This window comes from Variovorax sp. 20P10.2.4 (genome assembly GCF_058244205.1).
The window spans coordinates 1-11,440 of the sequence record NZ_JBZAYE010000201.1 but is presented as its reverse complement, the minus strand read 5'-3'; the positions used below and the strand labels follow the sequence as shown (position 1 = coordinate 11,440).

At 65.7% G+C, this 11,440-nt stretch carries 18 protein-coding genes and 1 pseudogene; 16 read left to right on the top strand and 3 right to left on the bottom strand.

Annotated features, from left to right (window positions below):
* Nucleotides 1-79 precede the first annotated feature (79 nt).
* The 14 genes from rpsJ to AC27VN_RS19340 all read left to right on the top strand — a co-directional run bounded on the left by rpsJ (nucleotide 80) and on the right by AC27VN_RS19340 (nucleotide 8,576).
* The gene (gene rpsJ, locus AC27VN_RS19405) at nucleotides 80-394 is read left to right on the top strand and encodes a 30S ribosomal protein S10 (RefSeq protein ID WP_057596142.1); all 315 of its coding nucleotides are present in this window, start codon (nucleotides 80-82) and stop codon (nucleotides 392-394) included.
* 164 nt (nucleotides 395-558) lie between these two features.
* Nucleotides 559-2,133 carry a hypothetical protein gene (locus tag AC27VN_RS19400; protein WP_490877550.1) on the top strand — a complete coding sequence of 525 codons (1,575 nt, stop codon included), beginning with the start codon at nucleotides 559-561 and terminating at the stop codon, nucleotides 2,131-2,133.
* Nucleotides 2,134-2,147: 14 nt separating this feature from the next.
* On the top strand, nucleotides 2,148-2,681 hold the full coding sequence (locus AC27VN_RS19395) for a hypothetical protein (RefSeq protein WP_490877549.1): 534 nt from the start codon (nucleotides 2,148-2,150) through the stop codon (nucleotides 2,679-2,681).
* A gap of 246 nt (nucleotides 2,682-2,927) precedes the next feature.
* Entirely contained in the window at nucleotides 2,928-3,608 is a 681-nt protein-coding gene (gene rplC / locus AC27VN_RS19390) for a 50S ribosomal protein L3 (RefSeq protein ID WP_057596145.1), read from the top strand.
* Nucleotides 3,608-4,228, top strand: coding sequence for a 50S ribosomal protein L4 (gene rplD / locus AC27VN_RS19385; protein WP_093218836.1), 621 nt, complete (start codon nucleotides 3,608-3,610; stop codon nucleotides 4,226-4,228). Before rplC ends, rplD begins: the two co-directional genes overlap by 1 nt.
* Nucleotides 4,225-4,560 carry a 50S ribosomal protein L23 gene (gene rplW / locus AC27VN_RS19380; RefSeq protein ID WP_057596149.1) on the top strand — a complete coding sequence of 112 codons (336 nt, stop codon included), beginning with the start codon at nucleotides 4,225-4,227 and terminating at the stop codon, nucleotides 4,558-4,560. The genes rplD and rplW overlap by 4 nt, the downstream gene beginning before the upstream one ends.
* 2 nt (nucleotides 4,561-4,562) lie before the next feature.
* Complete coding sequence (gene rplB, locus AC27VN_RS19375) at nucleotides 4,563-5,387, top strand: 50S ribosomal protein L2 (protein WP_057596151.1); 825 nt, start codon at nucleotides 4,563-4,565, stop codon at nucleotides 5,385-5,387.
* 10 nt (nucleotides 5,388-5,397) lie between these two features.
* Nucleotides 5,398-5,676 (top strand): 30S ribosomal protein S19, encoded by a 279-nt coding sequence (rpsS, locus tag AC27VN_RS19370; protein ID WP_007838132.1) that lies wholly within the window; start codon nucleotides 5,398-5,400, stop codon nucleotides 5,674-5,676.
* A gap of 9 nt (nucleotides 5,677-5,685) precedes the next feature.
* The gene (rplV, locus tag AC27VN_RS19365) at nucleotides 5,686-6,018 is read left to right on the top strand and encodes a 50S ribosomal protein L22 (RefSeq protein ID WP_007838134.1); all 333 of its coding nucleotides are present in this window, start codon (nucleotides 5,686-5,688) and stop codon (nucleotides 6,016-6,018) included.
* Nucleotides 6,019-6,033: 15 nt separating this feature from the next.
* Nucleotides 6,034-6,945 (top strand): 30S ribosomal protein S3, encoded by a 912-nt coding sequence (rpsC, locus tag AC27VN_RS19360; protein ID WP_057596153.1) that lies wholly within the window; start codon nucleotides 6,034-6,036, stop codon nucleotides 6,943-6,945.
* Between the two features lie 66 nt (nucleotides 6,946-7,011).
* Entirely contained in the window at nucleotides 7,012-7,428 is a 417-nt protein-coding gene (rplP, locus tag AC27VN_RS19355; protein ID WP_057596155.1) for a 50S ribosomal protein L16, read from the top strand.
* 13 nt (nucleotides 7,429-7,441) lie between these two features.
* A complete protein-coding gene (gene rpmC, locus AC27VN_RS19350; RefSeq protein ID WP_371268850.1) occupies nucleotides 7,442-7,693 on the top strand; it encodes a 50S ribosomal protein L29 in 252 nt (83 codons plus the stop codon).
* Nucleotides 7,694-7,702: 9 nt separating this feature from the next.
* Complete coding sequence (gene rpsQ, locus AC27VN_RS19345; RefSeq protein WP_015867662.1) at nucleotides 7,703-7,972, top strand: 30S ribosomal protein S17; 270 nt, start codon at nucleotides 7,703-7,705, stop codon at nucleotides 7,970-7,972.
* A 97-nt stretch (nucleotides 7,973-8,069) separates the two neighbouring features.
* A complete protein-coding gene (locus AC27VN_RS19340; RefSeq protein ID WP_057596157.1) occupies nucleotides 8,070-8,576 on the top strand; it encodes a peroxiredoxin in 507 nt (168 codons plus the stop codon).
* Nucleotides 8,577-8,622: 46 nt separating this feature from the next.
* Here AC27VN_RS19340 and AC27VN_RS19335 read toward each other — a convergent pair whose 3' ends face one another.
* Both AC27VN_RS19335 and AC27VN_RS19330 read right to left on the bottom strand, forming a co-directional pair.
* A complete protein-coding gene (locus tag AC27VN_RS19335; protein ID WP_398499982.1) occupies nucleotides 8,623-9,210 on the bottom strand; it encodes a GNAT family N-acetyltransferase in 588 nt (195 codons plus the stop codon).
* Nucleotides 9,207-9,914: a cytochrome b/b6 domain-containing protein gene (locus AC27VN_RS19330; RefSeq protein WP_490877548.1), complete on the bottom strand. Its 708-nt coding sequence runs from the start codon at nucleotides 9,912-9,914 to the stop codon at nucleotides 9,207-9,209. The genes AC27VN_RS19335 and AC27VN_RS19330 overlap by 4 nt, the downstream gene beginning before the upstream one ends.
* Before the next feature lie 168 nt (nucleotides 9,915-10,082).
* Here AC27VN_RS19330 and AC27VN_RS19325 point away from each other — a divergent pair, with 168 nt between their 5' ends.
* A complete protein-coding gene (locus tag AC27VN_RS19325; RefSeq protein WP_208510582.1) occupies nucleotides 10,083-10,529 on the top strand; it encodes a c-type cytochrome in 447 nt (148 codons plus the stop codon).
* A 75-nt stretch (nucleotides 10,530-10,604) separates the two neighbouring features.
* On the opposite strand, the gene AC27VN_RS19320 is transcribed toward AC27VN_RS19325, so the two are convergent.
* Nucleotides 10,605-11,102, bottom strand: a complete 498-nt coding sequence (locus AC27VN_RS19320; RefSeq protein ID WP_208510583.1) for a TlpA family protein disulfide reductase — start codon at nucleotides 11,100-11,102, stop codon at nucleotides 10,605-10,607.
* A 103-nt stretch (nucleotides 11,103-11,205) separates the two neighbouring features.
* Here AC27VN_RS19320 and AC27VN_RS19315 point away from each other — a divergent pair.
* A pseudogene (locus AC27VN_RS19315) lies at nucleotides 11,206-11,440 on the top strand (hypothetical protein); the annotation flags it as partial.

The following is an 11,440-nucleotide window of genomic DNA, read 5'->3' as shown; positions in this document are numbered from 1 at the left end:
CCGCGAAGGCGGCCGTACCGTGGGTTCGGGCGTCGTGGCCAAGATCCTCGACATCTAAGCCGAACGCAAAGGAATCACCATGGCAACCAAGCAAAAAATCCGCATCCGCCTGAAGGCGTTCGACTACAAGCTGATCGACCAATCGGCCGCCGAGATCGTTGACACCGCGAAGCGCACCGGCGCGATCGTCAAGGGCCCGGTGCCCCTGCCGACCCGCCTGAAGCGTTTCGACATCCTGCGTTCGCCGCACGTCAACAAGACCAGCCGCGACCAGCTCGAAATCCGCACGCACCAACGCCTGATGGACATCGTCGACCCCACCGACAAGACCGTGGACGCGCTGATGAAGCTCGACCTGCCGGCCGGCGTCGACGTCGAGATCAAGCTGCAGTAAGCCGCAAGCAACAAGCCCGCTCGCGCGTCAAGCGCGGTGTCGCTTCGAGGCCCGTTCACAGAAATGTGAGCGGGCCTTTGTCATTTGCGTGTCGTCTGTGGCATCCTCGCCCACCACCGGCCGTCCAGACCTTGGCCGGGAGCTGAATGAGGGCAGCACAAGCTATGAACCACAGGATTCTTTCTGGCATCGGTTCGGCGCTGATTGCCGCGGCGTTCCTCGCAGGTTGCGGTGGAGGCGGCGGTGGCGGCGGCGGTGGAATCCCGATCGGTTTTCCGCCCCCGGTAATCGGTGGGGTCACGCTCAGCGGCAAGGCCACCTACGACTCGGTGCCCAACAACAGCGGGCCGCTGGTCTATTCGGCCACCGTCGCGAAGCCGGTGCGCGGGGCCTTCGTCGAAGTGCTCGATGCCTTGTCGAATCAGATCGCGGTGACGGCCACCGATGCCAACGGCAACTACTCGGTGTCGGTGCCGGCGAACGCCACGATCGTCGTTCGCGTCCGCGCCCAGATCCAGACCGCGGCATGGGATGTCAGCGTGCGAGACAACACCAGCGCCAACACGCCGCTCTACTCGATGCAGTCGGCGGCCTTCACGACGGGCTCGGGTGCGACGACGCGCGACCTGCGCGCCGATTCGGGATGGGGTGGTTCGAGCTACACCGGGCGCCGCGTGTCGGCACCGTTCGCGGTGCTCGACACGGTCTACACCTCGATGCAGAAGGTCTTGTCGGTGGCGCCGGCGACGAGCTTTCCGCCGCTAAAGGTGTTCTGGAGTCCGAACAACGTGCCGACCAGCGGCAGCCTCGCACTGGGGCAGATCGGCAGCACCTTCTTCACCAACCGCAGCACCGGCCGCGAAATCTATGTGCTCGGCAAGGAAGACGTGGACACCGACGAGTTCGATGCACCGGTGATCGCGCACGAGTGGGGGCACTATTACCAGTCTTCCTTCAGCCGCGACGATTCGGTCGGCGGGCCGCACAACCTCAGTGACCGCCTCGATCGCCGCGTGGCCTTCTCCGAAGGCTGGGGCAACGGCTGGTCGGGCATCGCGCTCGGCCGCAGCAACTATGTCGATTCCCGCGGCGAAGGGCAGGTCGCTTCCGACGTCAGCGTCTCGATCAACCTGGCGACGGGGCCGTCCAGCAATCCAGGCTGGTTCCGCGAGCGCTCGATCCACTCGATCTTCTGGAATCTCAACCAGCAGGTGGGCTTCAAGCCGATCCACGATGCGATGACCAGTGCGCAGTTCAGGGGCGGCGCTGCCGTGACCTCGATCCATCCGTTCACCGCGGCCTTCAATGCGGTGGCGCCCGGCAATGCATCGGCCCTGGCAAGTCTGTTGAGCGCGCAGAACATCAGCGCCGGCGCCAACGATTCTTTCGGCGAAGCCGAAGGCAACAACGGTGGCGCGCCGAGCGTGCCGAACGTGCTGCCCCTGTACGGCAGCGCCGTGGTGGGGCAACTGGCCAACGCCTGCGTCTCGACGGTCGCGGGTGGCGGCAACAAGCTGGGCAACTATGCCTACCTTCGCTTCCTGGCGCCCACGACGCGCGACTACCAGGTGTCGGTGGCATCGAGCGCACCGCTGGTGAATCCGGATTTCACCGTGTTCCGCGCCGGCCAGATCCCGAGGTCGGGCAACAAGGTCAGCCTGCCGGCCGGCGAGTACGTGCTGGCGGTCACCGATCTCAACAGTTCGGGCTCGAACTGCATCAGCGTCGCGATCCAGTAAGAGGAATGATGGCCATGACGACTCGCTCGAACACACGGACCGCCATCGCGGCGCTCCTGCTGGCGGCGCTCACGACCTGGGCATTGGCCGACGGCATGCCGGACTCGCGCGTGCCCAAGCGCTCGCAGCACAAGGCGGCGCCGGCGCCCATGACCACGGCCGTGCAGAAATCCAACGGCTCGGGTGTCGCGGTGCAATACCGCGTCGATGGCACGCCGCAGGCGGGCCGAGCCACGTCGGTCGTGCTGCAGTTCGACGACGTGACCGATCCTCAGGGCGCGTCGGTGCGTTTCACAGCGGACCCCGGCCTGACGCTGCGAAACGGCAGCCCGCTGACGCTGCCCGCCGGCCAACGCTCCACCGCGACCGTCTCGGTCATCGGCGAGTCGGACGGGCTGCGCTACCTGAACGTGTTCGTGAGCCAGGGCGGCGCGAGCAGCGCGATCTCGATCCCGATCCAGACCGGGACGGCACCCCTGATGAAGTCGCAGGGCGACGTTCAGACCACCAAGGACGGCGACAGCATCATCACGATGCCCGCCAAATAGGCGGAAAACGGCCCCGCGGGCCGTTGCAATCGCCCCGAAAGGGGCCCTTTTCCAGCGCTTGCGCCCCGCCCATACCGCGGGCTATAATCGCTGGCTCTGCCCTTGTTGCGTCCGCAAGGTACGTGCAAGTCGGAGATTTATCAACCTTCCCCCGTTGCCGCGAGTCGGTCATACGACTTCGGTCAAACGCTGTCGCCAATTGAAGTGGCAGCGGCGGGAGAAGCTTCCATTTTTTGGAGAAAACACATGAGTCTGAGCAACTCCCTCGGGTTGCTGGGCCGCAAGGTGGGGATGATGCGTCTCTTCACCGATGACGGGGATGCAGTTCCTGTCACGGTGGTGGATGTGTCGAACAACCGCGTGACCCAGATCAAGTCGCAAGAGACCGATGGCTACGTCGCACTGCAAGTGACGTTCGGTTCGCGCAAAGCATCGCGCGTGACCAAGCCGGAAGCCGGCCACCTCGCCAAGGCGGGTGTCGAAGCTGGCGAAATCATCCAGGAATTCCGCGTCACCGCAGATACCGCAGGTCAGCACCAGGCTGGCGGCGTGATCGCGGCCGGCAGCGTGTTCTCCGTGGGCCAGAAGGTGGACGTGCAAGGCACCTCCATCGGCAAGGGCTACGCCGGCACGATCAAGCGCCACAACATGAGCTCGCAGCGCGCGTCGCACGGTAACAGCCGTTCGCACAACGTGCCCGGCTCGATCGGCATGGCACAAGACCCCGGTCGCGTGTTCCCCGGCAAGCGCATGACGGGCCACCTCGGCGACGTCACCCGCACGACGCAGAACCTCTCGGTGTTCCGCATCGACGAAGCGCGTCAGCTGTTGCTCATCAAGGGCGCGATCCCGGGTTCGAAGGGTGGCTTCGTCACCGTGCGTCCCGCCGTCAAGGCCAAGCCGCAAGCGGCTGAAGGAGCGAAGTAATGGAACTCGAACTCCTGAACGAGCAAGGTCAGGCCGCGTCGAAGTACGACGCCCCCGAAACCGTGTTCGGCCGTGACTACAACGAAGACCTGGTGCACCAGATCGTCGTCGCATTCCAGGCCAACGCCCGCCAAGGCACGCGCGCCCAGAAGGACCGCGAACAGGTCAAGCACTCGACCAAGAAGCCTTTCAAGCAAAAGGGAACGGGCCGCGCCCGTGCCGGTATGACGTCCTCGCCGCTGTGGCGCGGGGGTGGCCGGATCTTCCCGAACATGCCTGACGAAAACTTCTCGCAGAAGATCAACAAGAAGATGTACCGCGCCGGCATGGCCGCCATCTTCTCGCAGCTCGCTCGCGAAGGCCGTCTGGCCGTGGTGGATTCGCTGACCGTGGATTCGCCCAAGACGAAGCCGCTGGCAGCCCGTTTCAAGGCAATGAATCTCGAGTCCGTGCTCGTGATCGCCGAAGAAGTCGACGAAAACCTGTACCTTGCCTCGCGCAATCTGGTCAACATCCTCGTGGTCGAACCCCGTTACGCCGATCCGGTGTCGCTGGTTCACTACAAGAAGGTGCTGGTCACCAAGGGTGCCGTCGACAAGCTCAAGGAGATGTTCGCATGAGCCGCGTGAACCCCACCCCTGCTCAACGTCAGTTCGACGAAGGCCGTCTCATGAACGTGCTGGTCGCCCCGATCGTGTCCGAAAAGGCCACGATGGTCGGCGAGAAGTCGAACGCTGTCACTTTCAAGGTGTTGCAAGACGCCACCAAGCCCGAGATCAAGGCCGCCGTCGAACTGATGTTCAAGGTCGAAGTCAAGGGCGTGTCGGTTGCCAACATCAAGGGCAAGACCAAGCGCTTCGGCAAGTCCGTCGGCCGCCGCGACCACGTTCGCAAGGCCTACGTCACGCTGAAGGCCGGTCAAGAGCTCAACCTCGTCGGGGAAGGCGCTTAATCATGGCCGTCATCAAGATGAAACCCACTTCGCCGGGCCAACGCGGCGCGGTGAAGATTTCGCGTGACCACCTGTACAAGGGTGCTCCGCTCGCATCCCTGCTGGAACCCCAGTTCCAGAAGGCCGGCCGCAACAACAACGGCCACATCACGACCCGTCACAAGGGCGGCGGTCACAAGCACCACTACCGCGTGGTGGACTTCCGTCGCAACAAGGACGGCATCCCGGCGAAGGTCGAGCGCATCGAGTACGACCCGAACCGCACCGCCCACATCGCGCTGGTCTGCTACGCCGACGGCGAGCGCCGCTACATCATCGCCCCGCGCGGTCTGGAAGCCGGTGCAACGCTGCTGTCGGGTTCGGAAGCTCCGATCCGCGCCGGCAACACGCTGCCGATCCGCAACATTCCGGTGGGTTCGACGATCCACTGCATCGAACTGCAGCCCGGCAAGGGCGCGCAGATCGCCCGCTCGGCCGGTACCTCGGCCACGCTGCTGGCCCGTGAAGGCGTCTACGCCCAGGTCCGCATGCGTTCGGGCGAAGTCCGCCGCATTCACATCGAATGCCGCGCGACCATCGGTGAAGTGGCCAACGAAGAACACAGCCTGCGCCAGCTCGGCAAGGCCGGTGTGAAGCGTTGGATGGGTATCCGCCCGACCGTTCGCGGCGTGGTGATGAACCCGGTCGACCACCCGCACGGTGGTGGCGAAGGCAAGACCGGCGAAGGCCGTCACCCTGTCGACCCGTGGGGCAACCTGACCAAGGGTTACCGTACCCGTAACAACAAGCGCACGCAGGTCTTCATCGTGTCGCGCCGCAAGAAGTAAGGGATAGCAAATGACTCGCTCTCTCAAAAAGGGTCCGTTTGTTGACCATCACCTCGTTGCCAAGGCCGACAAGGCCGTGACGACGAAGGACAAGAAGCCGATCAAGACCTGGTCGCGCCGCTCGATGGTCCTGCCCGAGTTCATCGGCCTGACCATTGCCGTGCACAACGGCAAGCAGCATGTGCCTGTCTACATCACCGACCAGATGGTCGGCCACAAGCTCGGCGAATTTGCGCTCACGCGCACGTTCAAGGGGCACCCCGCGGACAAGAAAGTCCAGAAGAAGTAAGGAACGACCATGTCTGAAACACGTGCAGTCCTCCGCGGTGTCCGCCTCTCGGTCGACAAGGGCCGTCTGGTCGCCGACCTGATCCGCGGCAAGAAGGTCGATCAAGCGCTCAACGTTCTGCAATTCACGCAGAAGAAGGCCGCTGTGATCATCAAGAAGGTGCTCGAGTCGGCCATCGCCAACGCGGAGCACAACGACGGTGCCGACATCGACGAACTGAAGGTCAAGACCATCTACGTCGAACAGGGCGCCACGCTCAAGCGCTTCACGGCGCGCGCCAAGGGTCGCGGCAATCGCATCAGCAAGCCCACGTGCCATGTGTACGTGACGGTTGGCAACTAAGAGCCTGGAAGAAATATGGGACAGAAAATCCATCCGACCGGCTTCCGTCTGGCGGTTACCCGTAACTGGTCCAGCCGCTGGTATGCCAGCGACCGCGATTTCGCGGGCATGCTGGCCGAAGACATCAAGGTTCGCGAATACCTGAAGAAGAAGCTGAAGAACGCTTCGGTGTCGCGCGTCCTGATCGAGCGTCCCGCCAAGAACGCCCGCATCACGATCTACTCGGCTCGTCCGGGCGTCGTGATCGGCAAGAAGGGCGAAGACATCGAGAACCTCAAGCGCGAACTGGGCCGCCAGCTCGGCGTGCCGGTGGCAGTGAACATCGAAGAAGTGCGCAAGCCCGAAATCGATGCCCAGCTGATCGCCGACAGCATCACGCAGCAGCTCGAAAAGCGGATCATGTTCCGCCGCGCCATGAAGCGCGCCATGCAGAACGCCATGCGTCTGGGTGCCCAGGGCATCAAGATCATGTCGGCTGGCCGCCTGAACGGCATCGAAATCGCTCGTACCGAGTGGTACCGCGAAGGTCGCGTGCCGCTTCACACGCTGCGCGCCGACATCGACTACGGCACCTCGGAAGCCAAGACCACCTACGGCGTCATCGGCGTCAAGGTGTGGGTCTACAAGGGCGACACCCTGGGCCGCAACGACCTGCCCGCCGTCGAGACCCCGCGTCCCGAGGAAGAGCGTCGTCCGCGTGGTCCGCGCCGTGATGGCCGCCCTGGTGGCGACCGTCCGGGTGGTGACCGCCGCGGCGGCCCGCGTGCCGGTGCCCGTGGCCCGATCGGTGGCAACACCGCTCCCGCCGACGGCAGCGACAAGCCCGCAGAAGCAACCGGCGGTGCCGGTGCAGACTCGAAACCCGCCGTTAAGCGCGTCCGCAAAGCCGCGCCCGCTGCAGCAGCGGACGGTGCCAAGACCGAGTAATCGGTCTCAGCCCCGGGTGTGCATTCGCACAGGAAGCCCGGGGCAGTCCTCACGGAGTAACAAGACATGCTGCAACCTGCACGCAGAAAGTTCCGCAAGGAACAAAAGGGCCGCAACACCGGCGTCGCCACCCGGGGCAACTCGGTGGCCTTCGGTGACTTCGGTCTGAAATGCACCGACCGCGGCCGCCTCACGGCGCGCCAGATCGAAGCCGCTCGCCGCGCGATTTCGCGTCACGTGAAGCGCGGTGGCCGTATCTGGATCCGCGTGTTCCCCGACAAGCCGATCTCGACCAAGCCCGCAGAAGTGCGGATGGGTAACGGCAAGGGCAACCCCGAGTACTACGTCGCCGAGATCCAGCCCGGCAAGATCGTGTTCGAGATCGTCGGCGTGCCCGAAGAACTCGCCCGCGAAGCCTTCCGCCTGGCCGCTGCCAAGCTGCCGCTGCGCACGACGTTCGTCTCGCGCCAGCTCGGCGCCTGAGAGGAGAACATCCATGGCAACACGTAAGAAGAAAGAAGCCGCGGCTCCGGCCAAGGTGAGCAAGGCAACAGCACTGCGCGAGAAGGACGTCGCCGGTCTGCAAGCCGAAATCAAGGATCTGCAGAAGGCCCATTTCGGCCTGCGCATGCAGAAAGCCACGCAACAGCTGTCGAACACCTCGACGCTGCGCGTGACGCGTCGCGACATCGCGCGCGCCAAGACCGTTCTTGCTCAGAAGCAGCAAGAAACCCAAGCCGCCAAGTAAGGAGTGAACATGACGGAAGCTAAAAAATCCCTCAAGCGCACCTTGATCGGCAAGGTGGTCAGCGACAAGCGTGCCAAGACCGTGACCGTGCTGGTCGAGCGCCGTGTGAAGCACGAGCTCTACGGCAAGATCGTGGCCAAGACGAGCAAGTACCACGCCCATGACGAAAAGGGCGAGTACAAGCTGGGCGACACCATCGAGATCACGGAAAGCCGTCCGATCTCGAAGACCAAGAACTGGGTCGTGACCCGTCTGGTCGAGAAGGCCGTCCTGGTCTGATCCCCTTCTGGTTCGCCAGCCCCGCGAGGTGGCCGGCAGTCCATCGCGAAACGGCCCACAATGTGGGCCGTTTTTCTTTTTCCAGGAGCACTTTCAAATGATCAAAGTCGGCGACACCCTTCCCTCGGCCACCCTGCAGGAGTACTCGGAAGTCGAGGGCGAAGGCTGCAGCATCGGCCCGAACCCCGTCGACGTGAGCAAGGCAACGGCCGGCAAGACCATCGCGCTGTTCGCGCTGCCGGGCGCCTTCACGCCCACCTGCTCGGCCAAGCACGTGCCGGGCTACGTGCAGCACTTCGACGACTTCAAGGCCGCGGGCGTGGACGAGATCTGGTGCGTGAGCGTGAACGACGCCTTCGTGATGGGCGCCTGGGCGCGCGACCAGAAGACCGGCGCCAAGGTGCGCATGCTGGCCGACGGCAGCGCCGATTTCGCCAAGGCCACGGGCCTCACGCTGGACCTCACGGGCCGCGGCATGGGCCTGCGCAGCAACCGCTACTCGATGCTCGTGAAGGACGGCAAGGTCGCGACGCTCAACGTCGAAGCACCGGGCAAGTTCGAAGTCAGCAACGCCGAAACGCTGCTGGCGCAAGCCAAGGGCTGAGCGGCAGGTCCAACGAGAACGGTCCGCCCCGCGGACCGTTCCTCGCCTACAGGTCCACCTTCAGGTAGTGCGCCCCCGCAATGGGGTTGTGATAGAAGGGCGGCACCTCGGCGAAGCCCAGGTCCTCGTAGAGGGCACGCGCCGACTCCATCTCGTCGAGCGTGTCGAGCAGCACGCAGCCGTAGCCCGCGCCACGCGCCGCGTCGAGGATCGCCTCGGCGAGCTGGCGGCCCAGCCCCAGGCCGCGAAAGCCCGGGCGCACGTACAGGCGCTTCATCTCCGCCGCATTCACGTAGTCCGCGCTGTCGAGCGGCCGCAGCGCGCAGCAGCCGGCCACGTGCGCGACCCGGCCATCGGCGCGCACCAGCGTGGGTGTGGCGCGGCCGGCCTCGTCCTTGACGTGCGCCGGATCGACCAGCGCCAGCAGCAGCGTGCCGCGCGGCTCGACGTATTCGCCCGGCAGCGCGGCCAGTTCCTGGTCGAAATTCTGGAAGTCGAGATCGATGCCCAGCGAGGCGGCGTAGTCGCGGAAGATGAGGCGCGTGGCCTCGAGTTCGTGGGCCTCGTCGGGCGTGAGCAGCACGACGGCCGGCGTGTCCGACAGCGGCAGGGGGCGTGAGACGGATGAGCTCATGCGCGCAACGATGAAACCCAGTACGCGACGCCCGCGCACAGCAGCGCGAGCACCAGCGCGAGGCCGCGCGATGCCGCGTCGTCGCGGCTGCCGGCGACGGGCGCGGCACGATCGGCGGCGGCGATGTCCTTGTCGCCCGAGAGCATCGGAGCGACCAGCCGGTGGCGCTTCACCAGCACGTAGAACAGCACCGCGAGCACGTGCAGGCTCGCGAGCGCGATCACGATCCACTTGCCCTGCGTGCTGTGCCAGCCCGTGGCTAGGCTCACGAGATCGCCCGAGACGAAGCGCGTGAGCGGCCCGGCGGCCGAGATCTCGTCGTCGGCCACGAGGCCGGTCGCCACCTGCAGCGCCAGGATCGCGAGCACCGCGAACACCGACAGCGCGCCCAGCGGCGTGTGGCCGATCAGGTGATCGGGATGGGCGCGGCCGCGCAGGTAGGCGAGGACCGAGCCCGGCGCGTAGACGAAGGCCGCGAAGCGCGACCAGCGCCCGCCGACGAAGCCCCAGAGTAGCCGGAACAGCAGCAGCGCGAGCACCGTGTAGCCGAGGCGGAAATGCCATTCCATGACGCCGCCGAGGCCGGTGGCGATCAGCCCGATCACGGCGGCGGCCAGGGCCCAGTGGAACAGCCGGGTCGGCAGGTCCCAGACGCGTGTTCGGGTGGCCTGGCGGGACGCCGCGGCCGCGGGGGAGTCGGTCATCGAAGGTGGGGGGAGCGCATGGCTGCGGAAGGCGCAGATTAGCAAAGTCCGAGCCGCCCGTTCCATCGGGTTGTTGCTATGCGCGCCGACCGGCCTGCCCCTACACTGCCGCGCAGGTGCCGCGCCCGACGGCATCACCCACGATTCCCACATGTCAGAAGGACCACGATGATCCGACTCGCCACCTTCGCGCTGGCCGCCGCCTGCGCCGCCACCACCCTGCCGGCCGCGGCCCAGTTCGCGAAGCCTGAAGACGCCATCAAGTACCGCCAGAGCGCGCTGTTCGTCATGTCGCAGCACTTCGGCCGCCTGGGCGCCATGGCCAACGGCCGCGCGCCCTACGACGCCGCCGCCGCCGCGGCCAATGCCGAAGTGGTGGCCGACATGGCGAAGCTGCCCTGGGCCGGCTTCGGCGCCGGCACCGAGGGCGGCAAGGCCAAGCCCGAGGTCTGGAAGGAAGCGCCCAAGTTCAAGGAGCACCAGGACAAGCTGATCGCCGAGACCGGCAAGCTGCTGGTGGCCGCCAAGGCCGGCAACATCGATGCGCTCAAGGCCCAGTTCGGCCCGACCGCCGCGAGCTGCAAGGCCTGCCACGACACCTTCCGCGACCGCTGATCCGCCATCGCTTGCCCCAACGAAAAAGGCGCTGTCCGGTCACGGACAGCGCCTTTTTGATGGGTGGGGGAGGGCTCAGGCCTCGGCCAGCAGCTTTTCGATCAGCTTGTGCAGCTCGGCGAAATCGGGCTCGCCCACGTAGCGCTTGACGATCTGGCCCTGCTTGTTCACGAGGTAGGTGGTCGGCGTGAGCTTCACGTCGCCCCAGGCCTGCGCCACGCTGCCGGTGTTGTCGATCGCCACCTTGAACGGCAGCTTGCGGGTTTCGGCGAAATTGACGACATAGCTCGGCGGGTCGTAGCTCATGGCCACCGCCAGCGTGTCGTAGCCGCGCGCCTTGTACTTGTCGTAGGTGGCGATCACCTTGGGCATCTCGCCGACGCAGGTCACGCAGCTCGTGGCCCAGAAGTTGACCAGCGTGACCTTGCCCTTGAGGTCCTCGGTGCTCTTCCTGGTGCCGTCGAGCAGCACGAAGGTCGAGGCGGGCGCCGCGGTAGTGCCTGAGCCGAGGTACACCCCCACGCCGGTGGCCAGGGCGACGGCAACGGCGGCTGCGATAACGTACTTTTTCATGGCTGCTGACTGAGTGGGGCGGCGCGATTCTAGTTCCGCACGTTCGAACGTGCTGGCGCGCGCGACAGTCCCCATGGAACGGTGGATCGATAATCCGGTCCCCATGCCGCAGCCCACCTCCCGTCTTCGCCGTCGCGCGCGCGCCTCCTGCGTCGCCGCCGCGGTCCTCGTGCTCGCGGCCTGCAGCCCGACCTTCAACTGGCGCGAAGTCCCGGTGGCCGAGGCCGGCCTGGTCGCGCTGCTGCCCTGCAAGGCCGACCGCGCCACCCGCGCGCAGCCGCTGGGCGCCGAATCGGTGCAGGTCGACATGGCCGGTTGCGAGGCCGGCGGCGCCACCT

Coding starts and splice junctions, on each gene's coding strand:
- rpsJ (WP_057596142.1), top strand. CDS start 80: ATGGCAACCAAGCAAAAAATCCGCATCCGCCTGAAGGCGTTCGACTAC.
- AC27VN_RS19400 (WP_490877550.1), top strand. CDS start 559: ATGAACCACAGGATTCTTTCTGGCATCGGTTCGGCGCTGATTGCCGCG.
- AC27VN_RS19395 (WP_490877549.1), top strand. CDS start 2,148: ATGACGACTCGCTCGAACACACGGACCGCCATCGCGGCGCTCCTGCTG.
- rplC (WP_057596145.1), top strand. CDS start 2,928: ATGAGTCTGAGCAACTCCCTCGGGTTGCTGGGCCGCAAGGTGGGGATG.
- rplD (WP_093218836.1), top strand. CDS start 3,608: ATGGAACTCGAACTCCTGAACGAGCAAGGTCAGGCCGCGTCGAAGTAC.
- rplW (WP_057596149.1), top strand. CDS start 4,225: ATGAGCCGCGTGAACCCCACCCCTGCTCAACGTCAGTTCGACGAAGGC.
- rplB (WP_057596151.1), top strand. CDS start 4,563: ATGGCCGTCATCAAGATGAAACCCACTTCGCCGGGCCAACGCGGCGCG.
- rpsS (WP_007838132.1), top strand. CDS start 5,398: ATGACTCGCTCTCTCAAAAAGGGTCCGTTTGTTGACCATCACCTCGTT.
- rplV (WP_007838134.1), top strand. CDS start 5,686: ATGTCTGAAACACGTGCAGTCCTCCGCGGTGTCCGCCTCTCGGTCGAC.
- rpsC (WP_057596153.1), top strand. CDS start 6,034: ATGGGACAGAAAATCCATCCGACCGGCTTCCGTCTGGCGGTTACCCGT.
- rplP (WP_057596155.1), top strand. CDS start 7,012: ATGCTGCAACCTGCACGCAGAAAGTTCCGCAAGGAACAAAAGGGCCGC.
- rpmC (WP_371268850.1), top strand. CDS start 7,442: ATGGCAACACGTAAGAAGAAAGAAGCCGCGGCTCCGGCCAAGGTGAGC.
- rpsQ (WP_015867662.1), top strand. CDS start 7,703: ATGACGGAAGCTAAAAAATCCCTCAAGCGCACCTTGATCGGCAAGGTG.
- AC27VN_RS19340 (WP_057596157.1), top strand. CDS start 8,070: ATGATCAAAGTCGGCGACACCCTTCCCTCGGCCACCCTGCAGGAGTAC.
- AC27VN_RS19335 (WP_398499982.1), bottom strand. CDS start 9,210: ATGAGCTCATCCGTCTCACGCCCCCTGCCGCTGTCGGACACGCCGGCC.
- AC27VN_RS19330 (WP_490877548.1), bottom strand. CDS start 9,914: ATGACCGACTCCCCCGCGGCCGCGGCGTCCCGCCAGGCCACCCGAACA.
- AC27VN_RS19325 (WP_208510582.1), top strand. CDS start 10,083: ATGATCCGACTCGCCACCTTCGCGCTGGCCGCCGCCTGCGCCGCCACC.
- AC27VN_RS19320 (WP_208510583.1), bottom strand. CDS start 11,102: ATGAAAAAGTACGTTATCGCAGCCGCCGTTGCCGTCGCCCTGGCCACC.